Annotated in this window: 22 protein-coding genes and 1 pseudogene; 6 read left to right on the top strand and 17 right to left on the bottom strand. The window is 66.5% G+C overall.

Going from position 1 to position 26,003, the window contains the following annotated elements:
- Positions 1 to 34: 34 nt before the first annotated feature.
- From ABIE41_RS17620 to ABIE41_RS17670, 11 genes and pseudogenes are all read right to left on the bottom strand, one after another.
- Positions 35 to 757, bottom strand: coding sequence for an FkbM family methyltransferase (locus ABIE41_RS17620; RefSeq protein WP_192641596.1), 723 nt, complete (start codon positions 755 to 757; stop codon positions 35 to 37).
- A gap of 132 nt (positions 758 to 889) precedes the next feature.
- Positions 890 to 1,261: a VOC family protein gene (locus ABIE41_RS17625; protein ID WP_192641597.1), complete on the bottom strand. Its 372-nt coding sequence runs from the start codon at positions 1,259 to 1,261 to the stop codon at positions 890 to 892.
- A 67-nt stretch (positions 1,262 to 1,328) separates the two neighbouring features.
- Positions 1,329 to 2,021 carry a helix-turn-helix transcriptional regulator gene (locus ABIE41_RS17630; RefSeq protein WP_192641598.1) on the bottom strand — a complete coding sequence of 231 codons (693 nt, stop codon included), beginning with the start codon at positions 2,019 to 2,021 and terminating at the stop codon, positions 1,329 to 1,331.
- A 9-nt stretch (positions 2,022 to 2,030) separates the two neighbouring features.
- Positions 2,031 to 5,510 carry a DNA polymerase III subunit alpha gene (dnaE, locus tag ABIE41_RS17635; protein WP_354192666.1) on the bottom strand — a complete coding sequence of 1,160 codons (3,480 nt, stop codon included), beginning with the start codon at positions 5,508 to 5,510 and terminating at the stop codon, positions 2,031 to 2,033.
- 417 nt (positions 5,511 to 5,927) lie between these two features.
- Complete coding sequence (locus tag ABIE41_RS17640; RefSeq protein WP_192641600.1) at positions 5,928 to 6,380, bottom strand: hypothetical protein; 453 nt, start codon at positions 6,378 to 6,380, stop codon at positions 5,928 to 5,930.
- 62 nt (positions 6,381 to 6,442) lie between these two features.
- On the bottom strand, positions 6,443 to 7,141 hold the full coding sequence (locus tag ABIE41_RS17645; RefSeq protein WP_192641601.1) for an ABC transporter ATP-binding protein: 699 nt from the start codon (positions 7,139 to 7,141) through the stop codon (positions 6,443 to 6,445).
- A gap of 6 nt (positions 7,142 to 7,147) precedes the next feature.
- Positions 7,148 to 8,446: a lipoprotein-releasing ABC transporter permease subunit gene (locus ABIE41_RS17650; RefSeq protein ID WP_192641602.1), complete on the bottom strand. Its 1,299-nt coding sequence runs from the start codon at positions 8,444 to 8,446 to the stop codon at positions 7,148 to 7,150.
- Positions 8,443 to 9,774: a proline--tRNA ligase gene (proS, locus tag ABIE41_RS17655; protein ID WP_192641603.1), complete on the bottom strand. Its 1,332-nt coding sequence runs from the start codon at positions 9,772 to 9,774 to the stop codon at positions 8,443 to 8,445. Before proS ends, ABIE41_RS17650 begins: the two co-directional genes overlap by 4 nt.
- Before the next feature lie 121 nt (positions 9,775 to 9,895).
- Positions 9,896 to 10,409 (bottom strand): annotated as a pseudogene (gene coaD, locus ABIE41_RS17660) (pantetheine-phosphate adenylyltransferase).
- Between the two features lie 62 nt (positions 10,410 to 10,471).
- Positions 10,472 to 12,556 carry a methyl-accepting chemotaxis protein gene (locus ABIE41_RS17665; protein WP_192641604.1) on the bottom strand — a complete coding sequence of 695 codons (2,085 nt, stop codon included), beginning with the start codon at positions 12,554 to 12,556 and terminating at the stop codon, positions 10,472 to 10,474.
- Between the two features lie 116 nt (positions 12,557 to 12,672).
- The gene (locus tag ABIE41_RS17670; RefSeq protein WP_354192670.1) at positions 12,673 to 12,795 is read right to left on the bottom strand and encodes a hypothetical protein; all 123 of its coding nucleotides are present in this window, start codon (positions 12,793 to 12,795) and stop codon (positions 12,673 to 12,675) included.
- 152 nt (positions 12,796 to 12,947) lie between these two features.
- Between ABIE41_RS17670 and ABIE41_RS17675 the strand changes: the two genes are divergently transcribed.
- Entirely contained in the window at positions 12,948 to 14,822 is a 1,875-nt protein-coding gene (locus ABIE41_RS17675; protein ID WP_192641605.1) for an ABC-F family ATP-binding cassette domain-containing protein, read from the top strand.
- A 54-nt stretch (positions 14,823 to 14,876) separates the two neighbouring features.
- On the opposite strand, the gene ABIE41_RS17680 is transcribed toward ABIE41_RS17675, so the two are convergent.
- Both ABIE41_RS17680 and ABIE41_RS17685 read right to left on the bottom strand, forming a co-directional pair.
- Complete coding sequence (locus tag ABIE41_RS17680; protein WP_192641606.1) at positions 14,877 to 15,878, bottom strand: NADP-dependent oxidoreductase; 1,002 nt, start codon at positions 15,876 to 15,878, stop codon at positions 14,877 to 14,879.
- A gap of 80 nt (positions 15,879 to 15,958) precedes the next feature.
- The gene (locus ABIE41_RS17685) at positions 15,959 to 16,774 is read right to left on the bottom strand and encodes an oxidoreductase (RefSeq protein WP_192642846.1); all 816 of its coding nucleotides are present in this window, start codon (positions 16,772 to 16,774) and stop codon (positions 15,959 to 15,961) included.
- An 89-nt stretch (positions 16,775 to 16,863) separates the two neighbouring features.
- On the opposite strand from ABIE41_RS17685, the gene ABIE41_RS17690 reads away from it, so the two are divergent.
- Positions 16,864 to 17,295 (top strand): winged helix-turn-helix transcriptional regulator, encoded by a 432-nt coding sequence (locus ABIE41_RS17690; protein WP_192641607.1) that lies wholly within the window; start codon positions 16,864 to 16,866, stop codon positions 17,293 to 17,295.
- 496 nt (positions 17,296 to 17,791) lie between these two features.
- Positions 17,792 to 18,052 (top strand): DUF6968 family protein, encoded by a 261-nt coding sequence (locus tag ABIE41_RS24280; RefSeq protein ID WP_465247093.1) that lies wholly within the window; start codon positions 17,792 to 17,794, stop codon positions 18,050 to 18,052.
- Between the two features lie 95 nt (positions 18,053 to 18,147).
- Here ABIE41_RS24280 and ABIE41_RS17695 read toward each other — a convergent pair whose 3' ends face one another.
- From ABIE41_RS17695 to ABIE41_RS17710, 4 genes are all read right to left on the bottom strand, one after another.
- Complete coding sequence (locus ABIE41_RS17695) at positions 18,148 to 18,327, bottom strand: hypothetical protein (RefSeq protein ID WP_066724901.1); 180 nt, start codon at positions 18,325 to 18,327, stop codon at positions 18,148 to 18,150.
- A 76-nt stretch (positions 18,328 to 18,403) separates the two neighbouring features.
- Positions 18,404 to 18,826, bottom strand: a complete 423-nt coding sequence (locus ABIE41_RS17700) for a hypothetical protein (protein WP_354192674.1) — start codon at positions 18,824 to 18,826, stop codon at positions 18,404 to 18,406.
- Complete coding sequence (locus tag ABIE41_RS17705) at positions 18,823 to 19,275, bottom strand: DNA polymerase III subunit chi (protein ID WP_192641609.1); 453 nt, start codon at positions 19,273 to 19,275, stop codon at positions 18,823 to 18,825. The genes ABIE41_RS17700 and ABIE41_RS17705 overlap by 4 nt, the downstream gene beginning before the upstream one ends.
- Positions 19,276 to 19,325: 50 nt before the next feature.
- Positions 19,326 to 20,819 carry a leucyl aminopeptidase gene (locus ABIE41_RS17710; RefSeq protein ID WP_192641610.1) on the bottom strand — a complete coding sequence of 498 codons (1,494 nt, stop codon included), beginning with the start codon at positions 20,817 to 20,819 and terminating at the stop codon, positions 19,326 to 19,328.
- Positions 20,820 to 20,983: 164 nt separating this feature from the next.
- On the opposite strand from ABIE41_RS17710, the gene lptF reads away from it, so the two are divergent.
- The 3 genes from lptF to ABIE41_RS17725 are packed head-to-tail and all read left to right on the top strand — an operon-like array spanning position 20,984 to position 25,852.
- Positions 20,984 to 22,171, top strand: a complete 1,188-nt coding sequence (lptF, locus tag ABIE41_RS17715; RefSeq protein ID WP_192642848.1) for an LPS export ABC transporter permease LptF — start codon at positions 20,984 to 20,986, stop codon at positions 22,169 to 22,171.
- Positions 22,171 to 23,259, top strand: coding sequence for an LPS export ABC transporter permease LptG (lptG, locus tag ABIE41_RS17720; protein ID WP_192641611.1), 1,089 nt, complete (start codon positions 22,171 to 22,173; stop codon positions 23,257 to 23,259). The genes lptF and lptG overlap by 1 nt, the downstream gene beginning before the upstream one ends.
- A gap of 58 nt (positions 23,260 to 23,317) precedes the next feature.
- Positions 23,318 to 25,852 carry an LPS-assembly protein LptD gene (locus tag ABIE41_RS17725; protein ID WP_192641612.1) on the top strand — a complete coding sequence of 845 codons (2,535 nt, stop codon included), beginning with the start codon at positions 23,318 to 23,320 and terminating at the stop codon, positions 25,850 to 25,852.
- Positions 25,853 to 26,003: the final 151 nt, after the last annotated feature.

The raw sequence follows: 26,003 nt of genomic DNA on the forward strand, positions 1-26,003 counted from the left end.
GGCGTCGCGGCGGCGCCGCGGTCGACCGTCCGCCTCAGCGGCTGGCGGCGCGCGTCAGCCGAGTCATGCCCCTGCGGGCCGCGAACATCCGCCCATAGACGTCGCCCGCCAGATCGGGGCGGTAGCAGCGCTGTTCGAGCAGCGGATCCCAGATGTGCTCGACCATGTCGATCAGCTCGAAATCGGCGCGCAGCCGGGCTTCGAGCTGGAGGCGGTTCTTGCGGTTCTGGTATTCGAGCAGGACGAGCGAGGTCTTCGACAGGTCGAGGCCGTCGAGAACATCCCCCTCCCCGCCCTCGATGTCGATCTTGACGATATCGGCCGAGGGCAGCCCGGCGGGATCGACCACCGCCACCTCGTAGCGCTCGACCATGGCGCCGTCGACGAAGGTGTCGCCCGCATAGGAGGCAAGCCCGGATTCGCCGTCGCCCGCGAAGCGGCTGACGAAGCTCGCCGTCGTGGCGCCGCCGGGAAAGATGGCGGCGTTGACCGCGACGATGTCGCGGCGCCGGTGCGTGTTGCGCTGGAGCAGTTCGAAGGTCCCGGGATGCGGCTCGTAGGAGGTTACCTGGCTGCCCGGCCAGCGCGCCGTTGCCCAAAGGGCGAAGGATCCGACATTGGCGCCGATGTCGAGAATGTCGAGGCCGACGCCGTCATAGCCGGTCTCATATTCGCCCTCGAGCACGTCCTTGATGGCCCAGTGCATTGCCTCGGGCACGAAGAGGCTCATCGGAATCTGCGCGACGTAGTGCTTCACGATTGCCCCCCGGCATCGACGCCTGCATGCGGCCGTTCTGGCCATCGTGACGTCGGACCGCCAGAATGCATTGCCGGCTGGTCCGCACAAGCCCGGCGCGCGCGTTTCGGCGCTCTTCGTCGCCCTGTCCCGTCAACCCTGCCCGGGAGCGAAAACCCGCAGCCGGTGCCCGTCGGGGTCGAGGGCCACGAAGGTCCGCCCGAAATCGAGATCGGTCGGCGCCTGCAGGATCGCCAGACCGCGCGCCTGCCAGTCGAGGTGAAGGGCATCAACCGCGGCGGCGTCCGCAACCGTCATCGCGATCTCGGCGCCGCCTGCCCCGGCCGTTGCGGCGGGTTCGACCGTATGACGCGACCACAATCCAAGCATGATGCCCGACGGAAGCGCGGCCATGGCGAAGGTCGGCGATTCCTCCAGCGGCGCGCTGCCGATCAGATCTGCGTAAAAGCGGGCGCTGGCTGAAGGGCTGTCGACATAGAGCAGTATGAAATCAGCGTTCAGCATCGGGCTCTCCTGTTGTTGGATGCACCCGACGCTAGATGCAGATGCTGCCAATTTCCGGCAGTGGGACTTAAGCCGGAGGCGCAATCCCCTCGCTCTCGCGCCACGCCTTCAGAAGAGCCGTCCTGCGACGCGGATAGCGGAGGTCCATTGTCGTCAGGCCTGCGATCCGGTCGGCGCGAAAATGACGGAAGCCCTGCCGCAGCTCGCACCAGGCGACCACGACACGCACCTGATCAAAAAAGCCCAGCGCAAAGGGCCAGATCACGCGCTCCGACAGCATGCCGCCAGCATCGCGATAGGCGATGGTGAGCTTGCGTTCGGAGCGGATGGCCTGGCGCACGAGCCCAAGATCGATCTGCGCCTCGACGATCGATCGGCCCGGCCCGACCAACAGCGCCGATGCATCGGCCTTCTCGCGGAGATCGGCGGGAAGCACCGCCACGATTTTGGCGATGGCATCGGCTGCGGCTGCACCCAGGCGGTCATCGCTGCGTTCGGCGACCCAGCGCGAACCCAGGACGAGCGCCTCGATCTCGTCTTCCGTGAACATCAGGGGCGGCAGCATGAAGCCCGGCTTGAGCACATAGCCCAGGCCGGGCTCACCCTCGATCGGGGCTCCCTGCCCCTGCAGCGTCGCGATGTCCCGGTAGAGCGTGCGAATGCTGACGCCGGTCTCCTCGGCGAGCCGGCGCCCACTGACCGGCCTGCGGTGCCGGCGCAGCACCTGAACCAGGTCGAGCAGGCGCTGGGAGCGCGACACGGGGGCTTGCTACCTCAGTTCAACGCTGACCACGCCGGGTGCCGCCCTGACAGCGTTGGCGATCTGCTGGTTCACCGGATAGCGGCCGGGCAGCTCGATCTCGACCTCCTGGGCGCCGTCGTTGAGGATCATCACCAGGGCGATCTTGCCGTCGGCCTTGATGCCGTCGCTGCGCGGGCGGACGCGTTCGGCGATCGAGGCCAGTGCCTTGTCGTCGCGCAGATAGACCAGCAGGTCCTGCTTCTGGCGCGCAGCGAGATCGTCGAGCACCTCGACATCCTCGATGCGCGGGCGGACATCCTCACCGTCGAGCACGGCAGACAGGCGCAGCACCAGCGCCCTGCCCGGCTCCAGCAGGTCGCGATAGCGCTGCAGCGCCTCCGAGAACAGGATCGCCTCGAACTGGCCGCTCGGGTCAGAGAGGTTGACGATGCCCATCTTGGAACCGGATTTGGTGCGCCGTTCGGAGCGGTCGATCACCGAAACAGCGACCTTGGCGACGCCCGTGCCGTTGGCGCGCACGGTCTGGGCGAAATCGGCGAAACGCTGCACCCGCAGCCGCTTCAGCACATGCTCGTAATCGTCGAGCGGATGGCCCGACAGGAAGAAGCCGACCGCGTCGTGCTCGCGCTTCAGACGCTCGGCCGGAGCCCAGGGCTCGACCGGCGGGATGCGGAAGGCCTCCTGGACCGAGCCGCCGCCGAAGAGTTCGGACTGGCCGCCGAGCGCGGCCTCGCGGGTGCGGTTCGACAGCGCCAGCATGCCATCGATGGCCGCCATGGCGCGGGCCCGCTCGGGCTCGAGCGCGTCGAGCGCGCCGGCCGCGATCAGGGCCTCGATGGTGCGGCGGTTGACGAGCTTGGTGTCGATGCGGCGGGCGAAGTCGGCGAGGTCGCGGAAGGGTCCACCGGCCGCCCGCGCGACCACGACCGATTCCACCGCGACGCGACCGACGCCCTTGATGGCGCCGAGCGCGTAGTGGATCGCGCCCTCATGCACGTCGAACTCGACACCGGAGCGGTTGATCGCCGGCGGCAGCACCTTGATGCCAAGCCGCTCGGCATCGCGGCGGAATTCCGAGAGCTTGTCGGTGTTGCCCATGTCGAGCGTCATCGACGCCGCCAGGAACTCGACCGGGTAATTGGCCTTGAGATAGGCGGTCTGGAAGGCGACGACGGCATAGGCCGCCGCATGGCTCTTGTTGAAGCCGTAGTCGGCGAACTTCGCCAGCAGATCGAAAATCTCGGAGGCCGTCTCCGGCTTGATGCCGTTGGCGATCGCACCCTTCACGAAGCGGTCGCGCTGAGCGTCCATCTCCGCCTTGATCTTCTTGCCCATGGCGCGGCGCAGCAGGTCGGCTTCGCCGAGCGAGTAGCCCGAGAGCGCCTGGGCGACCTGCATCACCTGCTCCTGATAGACGATGATGCCATGCGTCTCGGAGAGATAGGGCTCCATGCCCGGATGGAGATAGCTCGGCTCCTCCAGACCCAGCTTGCGGCGGCAATAGGTCGGGATGTTGTCCATCGGACCCGGCCGGTAGAGCGCGACCAGCGCGATCAGATCCTCGATGCGGTCGGCCTTCATCTCGACCAACGCCTTGCGCATGCCGGCAGATTCCACCTGGAACACGCCGACCGTCTCGCCGCGGGCCAGCATCGCGTAGGTCGGCGGATCGTTGAAGGGCAGGCTCGCGAGGTCGATGGTGATGTTGCGCTGGGCGATGAGCTTCACCGCTGTGGTCAGCGTCGTCAGCGTCTTCAGGCCGAGGAAGTCGAACTTCACCAGACCGGCCTGCTCGACCCATTTCATGTTGAACTGGGTGACGCGCATGCCGGTGCGCGGATCGACCGAGAGCGCCACGAGCTGCTCGAGCGGGCGGTCGCCAATGACGACGCCGGCGGCGTGGGTCGAGGCGTGGCGGTGCAGCCCCTCGAGCTTCTGGCCGATCTCGAGCAGGCGGGCGACGATCGGCTCCTCCTCGGCCGCCTGCTGGAGCTTCGGCTCGCCTTCGATGGCGTCCTTCAGCGAGATCGGCTTGGCCGGGTTCTGCGGGACGAGCTTGGTCAGACGATCGACCTGGCCATAGGGCATCTCCAGCACGCGACCGACGTCGCGCAGCACGCCGCGGGCGAGCAGCGTGCCGAAGGTGATGATCTGCGCGACGCGCTCCTCGCCATAGCGATGCTTGACGTAGTCGATGACCTCTTCGCGGCGGTTCTGGCAGAAGTCGATGTCGAAGTCCGGCATCGAGACGCGGTCGGGGTTGAGGAAACGCTCGAACAGCAGGCCGAAGCGCAAAGGATCGACGTCGGTGATGGTCAGCGCATAGGCGACGAGCGAGCCTGCGCCCGAACCACGGCCCGGACCGACCGGGATGTCGTGGTCCTTGGCCCATTTGATGAAGTCCGAGACGATCAGGAAGTAGCCGGGGAACTTCATCCGGGTGATGATCGACAGCTCGAAATCGAGCCGCTTCTCGTAATCCTCGACGCTGTAGCCCTCGGCCGGCCCGTGCTTGGCGATGCGGGCCGCGAGGCCGGCCTTGGCCTGGAGCTGCAACTCCTCGGCCTCGTCGCGGCCCTCCTCGCCGAAGCGCGGCAGGATCGGCTTGCGCAGGCCGACGCGCCAGGTGCAGCGCATCGCGATCTCGACCGTGGCCGATAGCGCCTCGGGCAGATCGGCGAAGCGCCGCTTCATCTCGGCGCGGCTGGTGAAGTAATGCTCGGGCGTGACGCGGCGGCGCTCGCCATCCGAAACCAGGCGCCCCGCCGCCACAGCCAGCAGCGCATCATGGGCGTCGTAATCGGCGGGCTTGGCGAAGAAGGGCTCGTTGGTGGCGACGATCGGCAGATCCGCCTCATAGGCGAGTTTCAGCAGATGGGCCTCGACTGCCGCATCGCCGTCGCTGCCGTGACGCTGGATTTCGACATAGAGCCGGTCGCCGAAGATGGCCGACAGCGTCGCCAGCCGCGTACGGGCCTGGGGCAGCTGGTTGTTGCGCAGCGCGACGTCGAGCGGCCCGCCCCGCCCGCCGGTCAGCGCGAGCAGGCCGTCGTGATGGGCCGCGAGCGCATCGAGATTGGAGACAGGCTGGCCGCTGCCGCCGCTGGCCAGCGCGGCCTGCGTGACGAGCTTCATCAGATTGCCGTAGCCGGCCTCGTTCATCGCCAGCAGGACGATGTGCGGTGGGACCTGCGGGAGCGCCCTGCCCCGGCCGGCTTCGGTCTCGTCGCCGCAATCGAGGGAGAGCTGGACGCCCGCGATCGGCTGCACGCCGACGCCGGTCATCTTCTCGGCGAATTCGAGCGCACCGAAGAGGTTGTTGGTGTCGGTCAGCGCCAGCGCCGGCTGGCCGTCCGCCGCCGCCATCTTGGCGAGCGTGCCGACCATCAGGGCGCCTTCCAGCAGCGAATAGCTCGAATGGACGTGGAGATGGACGTAGCCGACCTCGGAGAGAATGCGGCTGTCGTCCGGTTCGCGTGCCATCATCCGCCCTGCGCTGCCATGCCCGATCGGCGGCGACTCGCGCGCTGCCAACAGCGGTGGTTATGGAGCGGCCGAGCCTCCGGCGTCCATGCCGCGGATCGTCGCCTCTGTGGACATTCAGATGTTGGGCGCGGAGAGCAGCGCGGCCCAGACCCATACCATTCCAAGGAACAGCCCCAGCGATGCGATCTCCGCGATGCCAGCGGCCAACCTGCGCGCTACGGTCATAGCAATCTCCTGCGTTTCTGCTATGTCCAGATTAGTTCCTGTTTTGTTCTCGTCAATGTCGATAGGTGAATTGCAGGGCCCGCACAACCAAAACGGTTAATCAGCTACTAATGACGGCAATGGCCTGTCGGTGAGCGCCGGCCCGACGCGCCGTTGCAACGGCACCGCTTGTGCCCCCGGGCAGGCGTGCCGCTAAGCCGCGCCCACTGGTGAAGGCCAGGGCCAGGGCCCTCCCCGGAGGGCCGTATCCGGGCGGACCTTCGTGTAGCTCCAATCCCAGTCGTTGCGCGCCTCGAACCGCGCCGCGATGACGCCGTCGATATTGGGGCTGAGGATCGGATAGCGCTCCGCCAGCCTTTGCAAGCGGCCGACGGCATCGGGATGCGGGAAGGCCAGCGCGCATTCCCTCAGCCCGACCATATGCTGGAAAACCGCCCGCACATGGATCGGCAGGCTCGCATCGTCAGCATAGGCGACATAGCGGGCGATAGCCCTGTGCATGTTGGCGATCGCCACCTCGGACAAGGGCGGCAAAGGCGGCAGCAGGGGCGCCGCCTCCGGCCTCGCCGGCAGGCCCAGCAAGGCGACCGGCACTGAGGCGGCCGTACCGATCAGGCTGAGCAGATGGCGACGCGTCGGTTCCATTTCCGTCCTGCTCCTGCCTGGCCCTCTCGCGACGTCGCGGCCTATCGCCTGAACCCGTCCGCTCAGAGCGGCACGACATGCCCGTCGCGGATCGTCACCTGCCGGTCCATCCGGCGGGCGAGATCGAGATTATGCGTCGCGATCAGCGCTGCGAGGCCCGAGGCACGCGCCAGCGCGACCAGCGTCTGGAAGACGTGGAGCGAGGTGTGCGGGTCGAGATTGCCGGTGGGTTCGTCGGCCAGCAGCAGGCGCGGCGTATTGGCGACCGCGCGGCCGATCGCGACCCGCTGCTGCTCGCCGCCTGAGAGTTCGCCGGGCAGATGGTCGAGCCGCTCGCCGAGCCCCATGAAGGTCAGGAGTTCGGCGGCCCGCTCCTCGGCCAGAGCCTTGTCGAGGCCCCTGATCCGCTGCGGCAGGACGACGTTCTCCAACGCCGAGAATTCCGGCAGGAGGTGATGCGCCTGATAGACGAAGCCGATCTCGGTCCGCCGCAGGCGCGTGCGGCCCTTGTCGTCGAGCTTCGTGGTCGGCAGCCCGCCGATGAAGACCTCGCCGCCATCGGGCCGCTCAAGCAGGCCGGCGACGTGCAGCAAAGTCGACTTGCCGGTGCCGCTGGGCGCGACAAGCGCGACCAGCTCGCCAGGCCAGAGCGCGAAATCCGCCTTGCGCAGGATATCCAGCGGCGCGTCGGCCTGGGGGTAGTATCGCTCGACCTGGGAGAGGAAGAGCGCCGGGGTTTCACGGGGCGTGGTGTCGGACATGCGTCTTCAGCCCATCCTCAGCGCCTGGACGGGGTCGAGCCGCGCCGCTTTCCAGGCCGGATAGAGTGTTGCCAGAAGCGACAGCACGAGCGCCATGACGACGACGCTGGTGACCTCGCCCCAGTCGATGACGGAGGGAATGTCGCTCAGGAAGCGCACCGTCGGGTCCCAGAGATTGGCCCCCGTGATCCAGTTGAGCGCCGCCATGATCGCCTTGATGTTCTTGGCGAAGACGACGCCGAGGGCGAGCCCCGCCAGCGTGCCGAAGACGCCGATCGCCGCCCCCGTGATCAGGAAGACGCGCATCACGGTGCCGCGGGTGGCCCCCATGGTGCGCATGATGGCGATGTCTGCCGTCTTGTCCTTCACCAGCATGATCAGGCCCGAGACGATGTTCAGCGCCGCGACGAGCACGATCAGCGTCAGGATGATGAACATCACGTTCCGCTCGACCTCGAGCGCGTTGAAGAAGCTGCGGTTGCGCTGGCGCCAGTCGGACAGCACGAGCGGACGCGGCGCATCGGCCTCGATCGCATCGCGGACCACCTGCGTCCGGTCGGGGTTGTCGACGAAGATCTCGATGACGTTCACGTCGCCGTCGCGGTTGAAATAGGCTTGCGCCTCGCCCAGCGGCATGAAGACGAAGGACGCGTCGAACTCGGTCATGCCGATCTCGAACACCGCCTGGATCGGATAGGCCTTGATCCGCGGCGCCGTTCCGAACGGGGTCGAGGCGCCCTTGGGCGAGATGATGTTGATGGAATCGCCGGGCTGGAGCCCGAGCGAATCCGCCAGGCGCTTGCCGATGGCGACGCCGCCTGCCGTGTCGAATCCGTCCAGCGTACCGCGCCGGACATTGCCGCCGATGAAGGGGATAGCCTTGATGTCGGCCTCGCGGATGCCGCGGACCAGCACGCCGCCATTGCCGGTCTGGGACGAGGCCAGCGCCTGCCCCTCGACCAGCGGAATCGCCAGACGGATTCCGGGAATGGAGCGCAGGCGCTGCGAGACGATGTCGTAATCGTCGAGCGGGCGGTCGATCGGCGTCGCGAAGATGTGGCCGTTCACGCCGACGATCTTCTCCAGCAGCTCCTTGCGGAAGCCGTTCATCACCGACATCACGATGATCAGCGTGGCGACGCCGAGCAGGATGCCCAGGAACGAGAAGCCGGCGATGACGGAGACGAAACCCTCGCGCCGCCGCGTGCGCAGATAGCGCCCCGCCAGCAGCCATTCGAAGCCGGCGAAGGGCCGCGTCCCGCTCGGTGCCTCGTCGTGACGATCGCTGTCCGTGGCGACGCTCACGCCGCCTTGCCCTTGAACCGGTCGAGCGCGGCCTCGAGCGAGACCAGCTCGCGCTCGCCGCCGGCGCGGCGCTTGATCTCGACCTTGCCCTCGGCCAGCCCCTTCGGACCGACGATGATCTGCCAGGGCACGCCGATCAGATCGGCCGTGGCGAATTTCCCGCCGGGGCGCGCATCGGTGTCGTCGTAGAGCGCGTCGTAGCCCTTGGAGAGGAGGTGCTGGTAGAGGCGCTCGCTAGCGCCATCCGTCTCGGCGTCGCCCGCCTTGAGGTTGAGGACCGCCACGTCGAAGGGGGCGATCTCCTCGGGCCAGACGATACCCGCCTCGTCATGCCCGGCCTCGATCAGCGCGGCGACGAGGCGGCTCGGGCCGATGCCGTAGGAGCCGCCATGCAGCAGCACCTGCTGGCCGTCGGGCCCGGTGACGCTCGCGCCCATCGGCTCGGAGTACTTCGTGCCGAAATAGAAGATGTGGCCGACTTCGATGCCGCGCGCCGAGACCTGCTTGTCCGCCGGCAGCGCGTCGAAGGCCGCCTTGTCGTGCATCTCCTCGGTCGCCGCATAAAGGCTCGTCCACTTGTCGACGATGCCCTTGAGCCCTTCGACGCTGTCGAAATCGGTGTCGGCGGCCGGCGTCGCGAAGTCGAGATAGTCCTTGTGGCAGAAGACCTCGCTCTCGCCGGTGGAGGCGAGCACGATGAACTCGTGACTGAGATCGCCGCCGATCGGGCCGGTGTCGGCGCGCATCGGAATCGCCTTCAGGCCGAGCCGCGCAAACGTGCGCAGATAGGCGGTGAACATGCGGTTATAGGCGTGGCGGGCCGCCTCCTTGTCGAGATCGAAGGAATAGGCGTCCTTCATCAGGAACTCGCGGCCGCGCATCACGCCGAAGCGGGGGCGGACCTCGTCGCGGAACTTCCACTGGATGTGATAGAGATTCAGCGGCAAGTCCTTGTAGGACTTGACGTAAGCCCGCACGATCTCGGTCACCATCTCCTCATTGGTCGGGCCGTAGAGCATGTCGCGCTCGTGCCGGTCCTTGATGCGCAGCATCTCCTTGCCATAGGCGTCGTAGCGCCCGCTCTCGCGCCAGAGATCGGCCGACTGGATGGTCGGCATCAGGATCTCGACGGCACCCGAGCGGTTCTGCTCCTCGCGCACCACGGCGCTGATCTTGTTCAGGACCCGCAGCCCGAGCGGCAACCAGGAATAGATGCCGGCCGATTGCTGGCGGATCATGCCGGCGCGCAGCATCAGCCGGTGCGAGACGATCTCGGCCTCCTTGGGCGTGTCGCGCAGGATCGGCAGGAAGTAGCGGGAGAGACGCATCGGGGACACTCGATCGGGGGGATGGCGGGCGCGCAGGCCCGCCGAGTCACTTCGTCCAGACACCATCGCTTTGCACAAAATGCAAACCAAAATCGCCCGGCCGGGCTGGCCGCATCGCCCCTCAGCCTCGCGCGAAGCGCTCCGCCAGCACCGGCAGCACCGCCGGCGGAACGAAGGGCGAGACATCGCCGCCCATCGCTGCGATCTGGCGCACCAGCGTGGCCGTGATGTGGCGCACGGACCCGGAGGCCGGCAGAAAGACCGTCTGGATCTCAGGCGCCATGACCGCGTTCATGCCCGCCATCTGCATCTCGTAGTCGAGATCGGTGCCGTCACGCAGGCCACGGACGATGATCGTGGCCCCGGCACGGCGTGCTGCCTCGACCGCGAGGTCGTCGAAGGTGACGACGTCGAGGGTCGCGCCGGAGGCTGCGAGCAGAGGCGTCGCGATCTCCAGCAGCAGCGCGGCGCGCTGCTCGGCCGACAGCAGCGGCGTCTTGCCCGGATGCACGCCGATGGCAAGGACGAGCCCGGTCGCAGAGCCGGGCGGCGCCTGCAATGACATCGGCATGGCCGTTGGTCACCGGGTCGAAGGAGCCGGTGTAGAAGGCGGTGCGGGGTGCGTAGCTGGTCATGCTCAAGGGTTAGTCGCTGCCTCGCGCGGCGACAAGCGCCCCCTGCCGTCCGGGGGAGCGCCTCAGGCGGCCCTGACCTGGACGATGAAGCCCGCGACGCGCGACTTCAGCTGGTGGGCGAGGTCGGTCAGTTCGACGGAAGCGCGAGACACCGCCGCGGCGGCCTCGGAGGTCTGCTGCGAGGCTGCCGAGACCAGGCTCGTGGCCTCGCCGATGCGGGAGAACTCGCTGGTCGCGAGGCCGACATCCTCGACGATGGCATGAGTCACGCCGTGCTGGTGGCGCATCGTCTCCGCCGTGCGCCTCACCACTTCGCTCAGCCGGCCGATCATGTCCCGGATGCCGCCGATGGCTTCGACGGTCGCCGTGGTAGCGTCGTTCATGGTGGCGATCTGGCGGGAGATGTCATCGATCGCGCGGGCCGTCTGCCCGGACAGCCCCTTCACCTCGGAGGCGACGACCGCGAAGCCCCGGCCCGCCTCGCCGGCGCGGGCGGCCTCGATCGTCGCATTGAGGGCGAGCAGATTGGTCTGGTCAGCAATGTCGGAGATCAGGCCGATAACGTCGGAGACACGGGCTGCGCCCACTGCGAGCCCCTCGACGACACTGCCCATGGCGTCGGCATGGTCCTTGGCGGTCCGGGCCGAGCGGTCAGAGGACTGAACGTCGGAGTCGAGCCGGTCGATCGCCTGGCGCAGTTCCTGAGCGGCGCCCTCGATCGAGCGGATGCTGGCGACGGCGCGCGAGGCGGCGCCATGGACCGTGACCGCGTTGTCCTGGGTCCGGTTTGCCCCGCCCGACAGTTCCTGAGCCGTCACGCTGAGCTGTTCGGCCGCCGCGGAGACGGCGGCGGTGACACCGAGGACCGATCGCTCGAGGTCGCTGGCGAGGTCGGCGAGCAGCGTCGAGCGCTGGGCGGAGGCTTCGTGCTCCCGCTCTTCGCGCTCACGTAGCCGCTCGCGCTCGTCGCGCAGCAGGTTTTCCCGAATCTTCGCCACCGAGGCCGCGATGGCGCCGATCTCGTCGCGCCGGCGCGAGCCGGGAATGGCGAGATCCGTTCGCCCGGCGGCGATTCCCGCCAGCGCCTCGGCCAGGCCCGCGATGGGTCGGGTGACCGACAGCCCCATCAGCAGGGCAAGCAGCAGCAAAGGACCGATGACCATCAGACCGCTGACCAGGATCGCCCGGTCAAGCTTGTCCATCACGGCGAAGGCCTTGCGATGGGGCTTAGTGAGCCAGAGCAGCCAGGATCCGTCCCCGACCTTCACCTCCCGGCCGATCACCACCAGCGGCTCTCCGTCGCGGCTGGTCATTTTGAGCAGGCCATTGCCTGTCAGCCGGGCCCGGTCGAGCGTTTCGCGGGGGCTGCGGCCCGAGAGCCGCGCCATCGGGTTGGACCGAAGGAAACCGTCCGCCCCGACGACATAGGTCTCGATGTCGAGCGAGGTACCAGCGACCGTCGTCAGCGCCGCCTCGATGAAGCTGGGCCCCACCGACAGAACCACGGTGCCGACGGCCTGGCCCGAGGCCGGATTCAGGAAGCGCTGGGCGACGAAGGCCCGCGGCGACCCACCGGCGATGTCATAGGGCGCGAAGTCGATCGAAACGGCACGGTCCCCAGCCTGCGCCGCGGCAGCGACGGCGCGGGCGAGCCCCGACCGGGCGAGATCCTCCTCGCTCAGCAGGCGGCCGAACTCGGCTGCCTTGGTGACGCTGTAGACGACGCGGCCATTGGGGGCGACGAGGAAGATATCGGCGTATTCGAACTGCTGCAGCGCGGCCACATAGGCGCCGTGGAATTCGAGATGGCGCCGGAGATAGCCATGGCTCTGGCCGAGGCCGGCGCGGCGTATCCGCTCGTCGGCATCCAGAGCCCCGCCCTGCTGGAAATAGTCGGTGATCGCCGCCCGGTGCTCCGGAAGCTCCATCCAGCCGCGAATCTCATCGAGATAGGAAACCTGATGGGCGCTGTGCGCCTGCACCGACAATTCGGAAAGCAGACGGTTCCAGCGCCGCTCCAGCGCCTTGGCGCGCCCCTCGGCCAAAACACTGAGACGCTCGCTGATCGCCTCGTCGGCCCAGATCGAGACGGCCCTATAGCCCGAAAGCCCGACCGCAAGCACGGCCAGGCATGCCAGCAGCAGCATGGCTGCAGGTAGTCTGACTCTGAGACTCGCCAAGTTGCCCGACCTCGGATTCCGCAACGGAATGGATGCCGGACGATAACAACCGATTCAGGTTAAGGATGGCTGAAAAGCGCTGCTCACGAATGGGGAACGATGGCGAGAAGCGCCATCGCGCTGCCGGCGGCGGCAGAGATCATCACCAGCATCGACGCAGCAACGGAGCGACGGCGACGGCCGGAAGCACTCAGGTCGAAATGCATGAAACTTCACCCTCGAATCGAGAGACTTGGTCTTACCTTCAGTGACCCCACCACCCGGCCTCCCCGTGGCGGGAAGATGGCGGAACCGTGGCCACCGCAGCCGCCACGTTTTCGTGATTGCCTTCGCCTGACCTTCGCGCCACAAGCCGGTCATGCTCACGATCAACGACATCACCTATCGTCTCGGCGAGCGACTGCTGCTCGACCATGCCAGCGCCTCGCTGCCGGACGGCTCGCGGGTCGGCCTCGTCGGGCGCAATGGCACCGGCAAGACCACCCTGTTCCGGATGATCACGGGCGATCTCTCGCCCGAGGGCGGCAGCATCAGCCTGCCCAAGGGACGGCGCATCGGCGGCGTCGCGCAGGAGGCGCCGGGCGGGCCGGAATCGCTGATCGAGGTCGTTCTCGCCGCCGACACGGAGCGGGCCGCCCTGCTGGCCGAATCCGAGACCGCGACCGACCCCCACCGCATCGCCGAGATCGGCACGCGCCTGGCCGATATCGACGCGCACTCGGCCCCGGCGCGGGCAGCCACCGTGCTCTACGGGCTCGGCTTCGACGAGGCGGCGCAGCAGCGCCCCTGCTCCGACTTCTCCGGCGGCTGGCGGATGCGGGTGGCGCTCGCCGCCGTGCTGTTCTCGGAGCCCGACCTGCTGCTGCTCGACGAGCCGACCAACTATCTCGATCTCGAGGGCACGCTCTGGCTCTACGACTATCTCGAGCGCTATCCGCACACCGTGCTGGTCGTCAGCCATGACCGCGAGTTGCTCGACACCTGCGTCGACCACATCCTGCATCTCGACCAGGGCAAGCTGACGATCTACCGCGGCGGGTACTCGTCCTTCGCCAAGCAGCGCGCCGAAAAGCAGATGCAGCTCGCCAAGGCGAAGGAGAAGCAGGACGCGGAGCGTAAGCACCTGCAGTCCTTCGTCGACCGCTTCAAGGCCAAGGCGACCAAGGCGCGCCAGGCGCAGTCCCGCGTCAAGCGGCTGGAGAAGATGGAGACGATCGCGACCATCGTCGACCGCGATGTCCAGCCCTTCAGCCTGCCCGGCCCCGAGCGGCCGCTGGCGCCGCCGATGATCGTGCTCGACGACGCCAGCGCCGGCTATGGCGAGCGCAAGGTGCTTTCCAAGCTGAACCTGACGCTGTTGCCGGACGACAGGATCGCCCTGCTCGGCTCGAACGGCAACGGCAAGTCGACCTTCTGCAAGCTGATCGGCGGGCGGCTTGCGCCGCTTTCGGGCACGATGCGCAAGTCGTCCAAGCTGGAGACGGCCTATTTCGCCCAGCACCAGCTCGACGAATTGCGCATGGAGGACACGCCGGTCGGGCATCTGCGCGACCTGATGCCGGACGCGCCGGAGGCGAAGGTCCGCTCCAAGGCGGCGCAGATCGGCTTCCCCGCCTCCAAGGCCGACACGCCGGTGAAGAATCTCTCGGGTGGCGAGAAGGCGCGGCTGATGCTGGGACTGGCGGCCTTCGCGGGGCCGCATCTGCTCATCCTCGACGAGCCGACCAATCATCTCGACATCGACAGCCGCACCGCGCTGGTCAACGCGATCAACGACTATCCCGGCGCCGTGATCCTGGTCAGCCATGACCGATTCCTGATCGAATCCTGCGCCGACCGGCTCTGGATCGTCGGCGACGGCACGGTGAAGAACTTCGACGGCGACATGGAGGATTACCGCAGCCTCGTGCTCGGTGGCGCCAAGGCGGCGCGGCGCGAGAAGGCGGCCGAGGCGTCAGGCACCAAGCCGAAGACCGAGGAGCGCAAGGAGGCGGCGTCGAAGCGGATGGCGCAGGGACCGCTGCGCCAGAAGCTGAACCTGGCGGAGGCCAAGATCGCCAAGCTCACCGGGCTGATCGAGAAGGTCGACGGCGTGCTCGGCAATGGTGCAGCCTTCGCCCGCGATCCCGAGAAGGCGCTGACCCTGTCGCGCCAGCGGGCGGACCTCGCGGCGGCGCTCGAAGCGGCAGAGGAAGAGTGGCTGGAGCTGAGCGCGGAGCTGGAGAGCGCGTGAGCACGCGCCACGAGATGTCGGATTTTCCGTTCCGGTGCCCTAGCGATACCGCCCTCACCTCAGCTTGACGACGACCTTGCCCCTGGCTCGTCCGGTTTCGACATAGGCCAGGGCATCGTTGGTCTCTTCGAACTGAAAAACGCGATCGATGACGGGGCGAATGATCCCGGCTTCGACCAGCGACGTGATCTGGCGCAATTGTTCGCCGTCGGCGCGCATGAAGACAAACGAGTAGTCGATCCGTGCGGACCGCGCCTTTCTCCGGACGCCCAAGCTCAGAGCGCGCATGACCTGCCGCAGCAGCCAGTTCAGCCCCTGCTCCCTGGCAAAATGCGGGTCGGGCGGGCCGGAGATTGAGATCAGCTTGCCGCCGGGCTTCAGCACATTCAGGGATTTTTGAAGCGTGTCACCGCCCAGGCTGCTGAGGACGACGTCGTAGCCCGACAGACGTTTCTCGAAATCCTGCGTCTTGTAGTCGATGACGACATCGGCTCCGAGCCCCTCGACCAGTGCGACATTCGCCGTGCTCGTGGTCGTCGCAACCGTCGCGCCCAGATGCTTGGCAAGCTGGATGGCGAAGGTCCCGACGCCGCCAGAACCGGCGTGAATGAGCACCTTCTGCCCTGCCCGCAGACCGGCTCGCTCGACCAGAACCTGCCAGGCCGTCAGCCCGACCAAGGGAAGGGACGCAGCTTCCTCCATGGTGAGGTTTCTCGGCTTCAATGCGACGTCGCCTTCGTTGACCGCGATGAACTCCGCGAATGTCCCGACCTGGCCGTCGCGCGGCCGGGCATAGATCTCGTCACCCGGCTTGAAGCGCCGGACGTTCGATCCGACGCGGACCACCCTGCCCGCCACGTCATGTCCCAGCACGAAGGGCGGGCGGTACGGCAGGATGAGCTTGAACTCGCCGTCCCGGATTTTGGAATCGAGGAGATTGAGCCCGGTGGCGTGGACTTCGACCAGGATATCATTGTCCCGCAAGGTCGGCTGCGGCACCTCGCCGAACCGGAGCGCGCCCTTTTTCCGATAGCGATCGACGATAAAGGCCTTCATGACGTCTTCTTGGGTCAGAGGTTGAGATGGCCGCGGACGACGTCCGCGGTGGGAGCGGGCTGTATTGGCTCGATGAGGGCTCAGGCAGGGAGCCGGTTGAATTTTCGCAGGCTCTTGTCGACGAACGACTCGGGCAGGAAGCGGCGGACAAAACGAACCTGCGCCGCCGCTTTTCCTGCGGTGTAGCGCCTCCTGGGCGCTGGGGTGTTGGCGGCTCTGACAACCGCCTCGGCGACCACCTCCGGCGCATCGCCCTTGTCGACGATCTCGCGCATGAATTTCTCCGCGTCGGCGCGAATGCGGTCGTAGAGCGGAAGCGGATGATCCGGCCGGGTGATGTTCTCCTCGAAGGCAGTGCGGGTGACACCGGGCTCGATGAGAACGACACGGATGCCCTGCGTCCGGACTTCATGGTCGAGAGATTCCGAGTAGCCCTCGACGGCGTGTTTCGTTGCTGCATAGAGCGCATTGTAGGGAGCGGGTATCAGCCCAAGCACCGAGCTTAGGTTGATGATCCGCCCGATTTGCTGACGCCTCATCATGGGCAGCACGGCATTCGTCATCCGCATGACGCCAAAGACATTCACGTCAAAGAGCGCTTTCACCTGCTCCTGCGACGACTCCTCGGCCCCGCCGAGTAAGCCGATGCCGGCGTTGTTGACCAGAAGATCGATCCGTCCTTCGCGGCTTTGAACCTCGTGGACGGCCTGCTGGACGGAGGCATCGTCGGTGACGTCGCAGACCAGCATGGTGATGCCGTCTGAATTGTCGCCTGTCCGCTTCCGACTGGTCCCGAACACCCTGAAGCCTTCCCGTCGGAGCGCTCGCGCCGTGGCCAGCCCGATGCCGGAGGAAGCGCCCGTAACCAGGGTAACGCCGCGCTGTGTCGTTTTCATTGGTTTCTGCTCGCATTCGGCCATGGAAAATCCACGGTCACGCTGTTACTATCGAATCGATATTAAGTAACTATCAAAAAGATATCAACATGCAGAATCTTGACGACCAGCCATGCTTGATCGCCCGCAGCCTCTCCCTGGTGGGCGACGCCTGGAGCCTGCTGATCATGAGGGATGCCCATGCGGGGCTCACCCGCTTTGACGAGTTCCGAAAAAGCCTGGGCATCGCGCCCACGATCCTGACACGCCGGCTGGCCGCCTTGACGGAGGATGGCCTGCTGGAAAAACGCCGTTATTCGGAGCGTCCGCCACGCGATGATTACGTGCTGACGAGGGCAGGCCTAGACCTGCTGCCGGTCCTATTTGCGATCGGCGCATGGGGCCGCAAGCACCGCAGCACCAAGGGAGTGACCCGCTTTTTCGACGCCGAGAAAGGGTCTGAGATCGATCCGGTCGTGATCGACAGTGCGACAGGTGCCCCCATCGGAACGCGGCAGATCCGGATCGTCCCGCCCGGCTGAACCGAACGCGGCGCGCACAGGCCACCGCTCCGGCTGACGATTGGGGCCGGTTTACACCCGATCGCATTGACAATCCGGCTCAGCCGGTCGTCGATGATGAGGCGGATTCCGCGGCCAGCGGCGCGCCGTGTTGGCGAAGACGCTGGAGGCGGCGGAGGAGGAGTGGCTGGAGCTCAGCGCGGAGGTGGAGAGCGCATAGTCAGTCGCCGACTTATCCCCGCGTCGTGCAAGCCGATTTCGTGTGACGTCTGGGGATTCAGGCCATGCGGGGCGCAAGCTTGGCCTCTAACCGTCGGCGGATACGTTGTGCCGAATGGTGGGGCTCCGATCGTGCTATGATCAGGCTTACCAACGCTACGCGTCTTGTCTGGCTCGCCAGCAGATTCCGCCGTTTAACTATTGAGTGGCCAAATGAAAATCCTGGAGAGGATAATTCGTTACGCTGCCGCCCAACGCGAGATCGAGATCGAGATCTCCATAGATCTCCCCGTACAAGGTGATCGCGATTGGGTCCTGCCTTTATCGGATAGACTGGCCGGACGGACCTTATACGGGGTCAGGTTACGGACTCGACGCAACGCAGGCTCTGCTGCTGGCTTTGCAGGCGATCGGCACCGACATCTACACGAGCGACTACCGCCGATCAGGCCGACTGAGGTGGCTGGTCCCCGGCGATGGCTATGGCTTTCCCGTGCCAGCGACCATCAGCCACCTCCTGATCGGAGGCGACGCAGCGAATGCTGGTTTGCGGAGTTGATCGGACCCGCGGCGTTGCGGCTGCCACCGGCGGCTTGTTCCCTTACGCGTCGCATTCGGCGCTCGTCCTGAAGCTCGAGCGCCCGCGCGCTCGCCCTAGCGCAGCTTCGCGATCCCGATCCCGTCGAGCTTGGCGCGATCTTTGATCGATTCCTCGCTGCGGGTCAGCGCTTTCGAGATCGCCTTCAGCGCCATGCCCTTTTTGGCGAGCGTCTTCAGCTTGTCGAGTTCCTCGCCCGTCCAGGGCTGGCGGTGACGTTCGAAACGCTCGGCCACGATGGGCTCCTGCTGTGCCGGATGAAGGCGTATGGGATGCGGGCTCAGGCGGCTTACCTGGTGCCGACCTGCCGGCTCAGCCCTGCCCGGGCTTGACGATCCGGCTCAGGCGGTTGTCGGTGAACATGTAGATCTCGCGGCCGCCGGGCTCGGAATAGAGCACCTGAACCTCGCGCTGTCCCTTGCCGCTGTCGCCGATCAGCACGTCGGTCGGCCTCGTGCCCTTGATCTTGACCAGTTCACATTCGGTAATGCCTTCGGCGATCGCCGGCGGCAGCGGCCGCGTCGAAGGGTCGAGCGAGACGCTACCGCTGCATTCGCCCTCGGACGTCAGCATGGCCTCCTGCGTCGAGGCGCGGGCCGCGATGCTGCTGGTCGTGGCGGTCGTCACCGGCCCGGACCGGCTCTCGCGTGTCTCCGAGGTGAAGGCGAAGCCGCCCATATCGACGGAGCAGCCGCCCAGCGTGGCGGCACAGAGCAGCAGTACAGACAGTCTCACGCTTTCTTCTCCCAGCGGCCGGTCTCGTCCTGCTGCCAGTAGCTGGCGGCATGGCCCGAAGACCTGGCCTTCTTCCAATCCTCGCGCGCCGCGATCAGCGCGTCGGGGTCGTCACCGTCGAATACCAGAACGACGCGCTCGTAGTCGCCCATTGCGTCGGGAATGCGGACACCCTCGGCGCAGATGCGCACCTGGGCTGCGTTGGGATTGTGGTCGAGCGTCGTCAGCACGACCGGATTTGTGGCGGCATCGGTTTCCATCGCCGTGACATGGGGCAAGAAGCTGTCGTCGGCATAAGTCCAGAGATGATCGTCGACGACACCCAGCCGCTCCTGGCTGGAGAGCTGGACGACGACCTTCTGCCCCCGCGCCAGAGCGCGCTCCAGCACCGTCGGCAGCACCTGCTCGAGCGGTCGCGACTGGAGATGGAAGAACAGGATCTCGGCCATCAAGAGCCTTTGCGGACCAGCGGGTTGAGCGGCGACGCTGCCAAATCGATTCAGGCCTCGTAATGCTCAGCCACCAGCCGGTCGAGCAGGCGCACGCCCCAGCCCGGACCCCAGGAGCGGTTGATCTCGCTGTCCTTGGCGCCCATGCCGGTGCCGGCGATGTCGAGATGCGCCCAGGGCGTGTCGTTGACGTGGCGCTGCAGGAACTGCGCGGCGGTGATCGAACCGCCATGGCGGCCAGCGGCGTTCTTCATGTCGGCAAATTTGGAATCGATCATCTTGTCGTAGGCCTTGCCGAGCGGCATGCGCCAGACCGTCTCGCCCGTCGCCGTGCCGGCGGCCGAGAGCCGGTCCGCCAACTCGTCGCTGTTGGTGAAGAGGCCGGCATGCTCCTGCGCCAGCGCGACGAGGATCGCGCCGGTCAGCGTCGCCAGATTGATCATGAAGCGCGGCTTGAAGCGCTCCTGCGTGTACCAGAGCACGTCGGCCAGGACGAGGCGGCCTTCGGCGTCGGTGTTGATGATCTCGATGGTCTGGCCCGAGAGCGAGGTGACGATGTCGCCGGGGCGCTGGGCGTTGCCGTCGGGCATGTTCTCGACGAGACCGATGATGCCGATGGCGTTGACCTTGGCCTTGCGGGCGGCCAGCGCGTGCATCAGACCGACGACGCAGGCCGCGCCCGCCATGTCGCCCTTCATGTCCTCCATGCCGGCGCCGGGCTTCAGCGAAATGCCGCCGGTGTCGAAGGTGACGCCCTTGCCGACGAAGGCGACGGGCTGGACGCCGGACTTGGCGCCGTTCCAGCGCATGATCGCGACGCGGCTCTCGCGCCGCGAGCCCTGGCCGACGCCGAGCAGCGCGCGCATGCCGATCTTCTTGAGCTGCTTTTCATCGAGGATCTCGATCTCGACGCCGAGCTTGGCGAGCTTGGCGGCGCGGTCGGCGAATTCCTCGGGATAGAGTACGTTGGGCGGCTCGTTGACGAGGTCGCGCGCGATTTCGACACCGCCCGCCAGCGCCTCGGCCACCTTCATCGCCTTCTTCGCCGCTGCGGGATCAGGCAGACGCAGCGTGACGATGCGCGGCTCGGCCTCCTCGGGCTTGCGCGTCTTGGTCTTGTAGCGGTCGAAGGTATAGGATCGCAGGCGCAGGCCGAGCGCGATGTCGGCCGCCTGCCGGGGGTCGATCTCGCCCTCAGGCAGGGCGAGCACCACATCCGTGATGCGGCCATGCCCGATCCGGCCAGCGATGGCGCCGCCCAGCTTCACGAAATCGAGTGTGCCGCGATCGGCCTCGGGCCCGAGCCCCACGGCGATCAGGCGCTCGAACCCGGAGCCCTGGGGCGCAAGCAGGGTCAGCGCCGTATAAGCCTTGCCCCCGAACCGTTCGGCTGAGGCCGCGCGAGCCAGCAGCGCCCGCGCGTCGGCTCCGACGAAAGCCTCCGCCGCCGAAGGCACAGCGAGCGTGTCCGATAGCAGGATGACGACATCCTGCCCGGCGATTTCGGTGAGGGCTTTGCTCTCGAGCTTCAGGCGCTGCGACATGACAGGACTCACGATCTTGCGATGGGGCGTGGGACGGGCGAAACGCGGCTGCCGCAAACGATTCCTGTTTGCGCCTTGATTGCGCCTATACCATAGGGTTGTTCGGCGCGAACACCGGCGTGGGTTTCGTCCTGCGCCGCCCCACCGGAAAGACAAGCGTGCTGCTGCAGCGTCTCGACCGCTACATCCTGAAGATGGCGACGATCGCGGCCATCGTGCTGCTGATCGGTCTGACCAGCGTGATCTGGGTCACCCAGGCCCTGCGCGAGGTGGATCTGATCACCGGCAAGGGCCAGACGGTCCTGATCTTCTTCACCGTCACGCTCCTGTCGCTGCCGGCCCTGATCGCCGGCATCGCCCCCGTCGCCCTGTTCATGGCGACGCTCTACACGCTGAACCGCCTGAACAGCGATTCCGAGCTCATCGTGATGAACGCGGCCGGCGTCGCGCCGCACCGCCTCACCCGCCCCTTCATCGTGCTGACCATCGCGACCTCGCTGCTGGTGGGCTGGATGACGCTCTCGGTAATGCCCGCGGGCTTCCGCATGCTGCGCGACCTGATCACGCTGATCCGCGCCGACTTCGTCGCCAATGTCGTCAAGGAAGGCCAGTTCGTCGCACTCGATTCGGGCGTGACCTTCCATTACCGCGAGCGCTCGGGCGACGCTCTGGTCGGCATCTTCATGCAGGACCGGCGCGACCCGAACCAGCCCTCGATCTACATCGCAGAGCGCGGACGCACTGTGGACGTCGACGGCAATAGCTTCCTGATGTTGGAGAAGGGCACGATCCAGCGCGAGACGAAGAACACCGATACGAGCTCGATCATCTCGTTCGAGCGCTATGCGCTCAACCTGTCCGCCCTGTCGGGCGACCCGACCGGCGGCGCCGGCGAGGGCGACGGCGACAAGGCGATCTACAAGCCGCGCGAGCGCACGACGTGGCAGTTGCTGAACCAGGATCCGAACGAGCCCTACTACAAGATCCAGTCCGGCCGTTTCCGGGCCGAACTGCACAACCGCCTCTCGGCGCCGCTCTACCCGCTGGCCTTCATGCTGATCGCCTTCGCCTGCATCGGCGAGGCGCGGACAACCCGTCAGGGCCGGGCCTTCGCGATCCAGTCCGCGATCCTGATCGTCGCGGCGACGCGCATCGGCGCCTATATGGCCTGGACCGCCAGCGTGCGGTCTCCCCTCGCCGCGGCCATGCTCTACATCCTGCCGATCGCAGCGATTGCCCTGGCGTCGGCGGTCATTCTCCACGGCCAGACGGTGAGGCCGCTGCTGGCGCGCGCCACGGCGCCGCTGATGCTGCCGCTGGCGGGGCTGACAGCCCGGTTCAGGCGCGCCTGATGCTGCTCGTCACGACCTTCGGCCGCTATCTCACGAAGCAGTTCACGCGCTCCATTATGGGCGTGTTCGGGACGTTCTTCTTCCTGATCGGCACCCTCGATTTCGTCGAGCTGATGCGCCGTGCCGGCGATTCTCCGGCCGCGACGACCCCGCTCATCGTCCAGCTCGCGCTGTTCCGCGTGCCGAGCGTGGCCGAACAGATCTTTCCCTTTGCCGTGCTGTTCGGCGGCATGTTCGCACTGCTCACACTGAGCCGGAAGCTGGAGCTGGTAGTCGCCCGTTCCGTCGGCGTCTCCGCCTGGCAGTTCCTGCAGCCGGCGGCCGTGGTCGCCGGGCTCGTCGGGCTGGTCTCGATCCTGGTCTACAATCCCGTCGCCGCCGAATTGAAGCGCAAGGCGACAGCGCTGGAGACGCGCCTCTTCGTCCGCGGCGCGCAGACGAGCAATGCACCGGAAATCTGGCTGCGGCAGCGCAGCGTCGACGGGCAGGCCATCATCCGCGCTGCCGGCTCGCTGCCGGACGGCAGCGGCCTGGCCCAGGTCGCGATCTTCAGCTTCTCGCCGGGCGGGGGCTTCAGCGATCGCGTCGATGCGCGTCAGGCCGTGCTGCATCCGGGCTACTGGGAGTTGACCGATGCGCGCGTCGTTTCCGCCATGGAAGAGCCACAGAGCTACAAGACCTATCTGGTCGCCACAACGCTGGAGCCCGAGCAGATGAGGCAGAGCTTTACGCCGCCCGAGGCCGTCGGGTTCTGGGCGATGCCCAGCGTGATCGAGCGCACCCAACGTGCGGGGCTCGACACGACCCGCTATGAACTGCGCTATCAGTCGCTGCTCGCGCGGCCGCTCCTGCTCATCGCGATGGTGCTGGTGGCAGCATCCGTTTCCTTAAGATTTTTCAGGTTTGGTGGTGTCACCAAACTGGTGATAGCTGGCGTCGCAGCTGGCTTCGTGCTGTATGTTGCGACGCAGCTGTCGGAGGAGCTCGGCTCGTCCGGTATCGTCAATCCTGTGGTCGCCGCTTGGCTGCCTGCAGCGATCGGAGCGATGCTGGGCGCTCTGGCCCTCCTCCATCAGGAAGACGGGTGAATCGTACTGTGCCTATGGTTAATTTAGGATTGAGCGTATGGTTCCCGGCGTGAAACGCATGGCTCGATTTGCCGCGGCGACCGCCCTGGTTTCGAGCCTTGCCTCAGTCTTCGCCATGGCGGGGACGGCCTTTGCCCAAGCACCGGCGGCCGCCAAGCCGCAGGACCGCATGGTCGTCGACGCGCGCGAACTCGTCTACGACAACGACAAGAAGACCGTCTCGGCTGTCGGCGACGTCCAGATTCTCTATCAGGGCCGCACGATCGAGGCCGACAAGGTGACCTATGACCAGGCCGCCAAGCGCGTCGTCGCTGTCGGCAACGCCCGCATCACCGAGGCGAACGGCACCGTCATCACCGGCGAACGCTTCAACCTCACGGATGATTTCCGTGACGGCTTCATCGATTCGCTGCGGGTGGTGAACCCCGACCGGACGCGGTTCACCGCGCCCCGTGCCGAGCGCACCGATGGTGAGACCTTCATCTTCGAGAAGGGCATCTACACGGCCTGCGAGCCCTGCAAGGAGAACCCCGAACGGCCGCCGCTTTGGCAGGTCCGCTCGGCGCGGATCATCCACAAGAAGGCCGAGCAAACTATCTATTACGAGGAGGCGCGGCTCGAATTCGCCGGCGTTCCGCTCGCCTATATCCCCTATATGTCGGGCCCGGATTCGACGGTGAAGCGGAAGTCCGGCTTCCTGTCACCGAAGTTCCTCAACACGGGGCCGCTGGGCTACGGAGTCGGCCTGCCCTATTTCCTCAACCTCGCCCCCAACTACGACCTCACTGTCACGCCAACCTATCTCAGCCGGCAGGGTCTGCTGGGCCAGGTGGAGTGGCGCCACCGTGTCATGAACGGCTCCTACACGATCCGCGCATCGGGTATCTTCCAGCAGGAGAAGGAGGCCTTCCTCGCCGCTCCGCTGGGCGCCGGCGACAGCACCTTCCGCGGCTCGGTCGAGACAAACGGCAAGTTCTTCATCAACCCGCGCTGGACCTTCGGCTGGAACGCGGCGATGTCGAGCGATCGCTGGTTCTACAAGAACTACCGCATCCTGAACGAAGCCGTCAGCGCGACGACCTATCTGCAGGAATCGATCTCGACCGCTTATCTGAACGGCCAGACGGCGACCGGCTGGTTCGACATGCGCGGCTACTATTTCCAGCCGTTGACCTCGACCGACTGGCAGAAGCAGCAGCCAGTCGTGCTGCCGGTGATCGATTATAACAAGCGCGTCCACAAGCCGAGCTTCCTAGGCGGCGAGATCACGCTCAACGCGAACGTCACCTATCTGACGCGCGAGGCGGCGGCCTTCTCGCAGTTGCCGCGACAGGCGAATTATCTGATCAACGGCACGACGACGACCGGTCTCGGCTACTCGCTCTACGACGGTTGTGCCGTCTACCAGAAGAACACCTGCCTCGTGCGCGGGTTGGCGGGCAATGTGGCCCGCGCGACAGCCGAATTGTCCTGGCGCCGCAATATCATCGATTCGATCGGCCAAGTATGGACACCCTATGCCTCGGTTCGGGCCGACATCTTCTCGGTCAATCCGAACACGACGAGCTATGCGAACGCGAATGTCCGCACCATCGTCGACACGTCGGACGAGGTCTTCGGCCGCGCCATGCCGGCGATCGGCCTGATGTACCGCTATCCCTTCGTGGCCAAGACCTCGTGGGGCACGCATATCGTCGAGCCGGTGGCGCAGATCGTTGCGCGGCCGAACGAGACCAGCAGCCTGCGCGTTGCCAACGAGGATTCGCAAAGCCTCGTCTTCGACGCGAACAACCTGTTCGAGTGGAGCGGCAAGTTCTCCGGCTATGACCGTGTCGAGGGCGGCACCAGCGCCAATGTCGGCGCGCTCTACACCGGGCGCTTCGGCAAGGATGCGTTCGCCAACCTGCTGCTCGGCCAGTCCTATCATCTGGCGGGGCGCAACTCCTTCGCCACCGGCGACCTCGTCAATACGGGGCTGAATTCCGGGCTGGAGACCAACACCTCCGACATCGTCGCGAGGGCTCAGTTCTCGCCGATGCGCGGCCTGTTCTTTACCGGCGCGACGCGCCTCAACCAGACGACGTACGAGACGCAGCGGATCGACGCAGCCGCCACTTATGCGACCAGCGTAGTGACGACCTCGGTCGGCTATGGCCGCTACGAGCCGCAGCCCGATCTTGGCATCTTCCGCCGCCGCGAGGGCCTGTCGCTCAACGGATCGCTGCTGGTGACGCCGAACTGGCGCCTGCGCGCCGGCGTGCTGTTCGACCTCGACAAGTATAAATACGACCGCGAGGTGCGCATCGCCCAGTACACCTCCTGGATGGCCTCGCCTTCGGCGATTGCGCAGCCGCGCTACGTCGATTCGCGTCTTCTCCAGACCGCCTCCACCTCGTTCGGCATCAACTACACCGACGAGTGCACCGTGTTCGACGTCAGCTATTCGCAGAGCTATGCGGACCGGCAGAGCGGCGCGACGAAGGACACGCGCACGGTGATGTTCCGCCTCGAGCTGCGGACGCTGGGCGAACTCAGTTATTCGCAGAATCTCGACGGCTCCACTGTCGGCGACGGCGTGACCTCGAGCCGCTGAGCGGTGCGCGACAGCCGCACTACGCCGGAAGGAACGTTCGATGCGCGCCGCAACGCATGAGCCAGCTGCTGCGCTCGCGCTGCGTCAGTCATGGCGCATCGACGTGGGGGCGCGGCTGCCTCGGACGGTGAATCACGCTGCTGTGACGCTA

Origin of the sequence: Bosea sp. OAE506 (assembly GCF_040546595.1) — a bacterium.
In the GTDB taxonomy this organism is placed as follows: domain Bacteria; phylum Pseudomonadota; class Alphaproteobacteria; order Rhizobiales; family Beijerinckiaceae; genus Allobosea.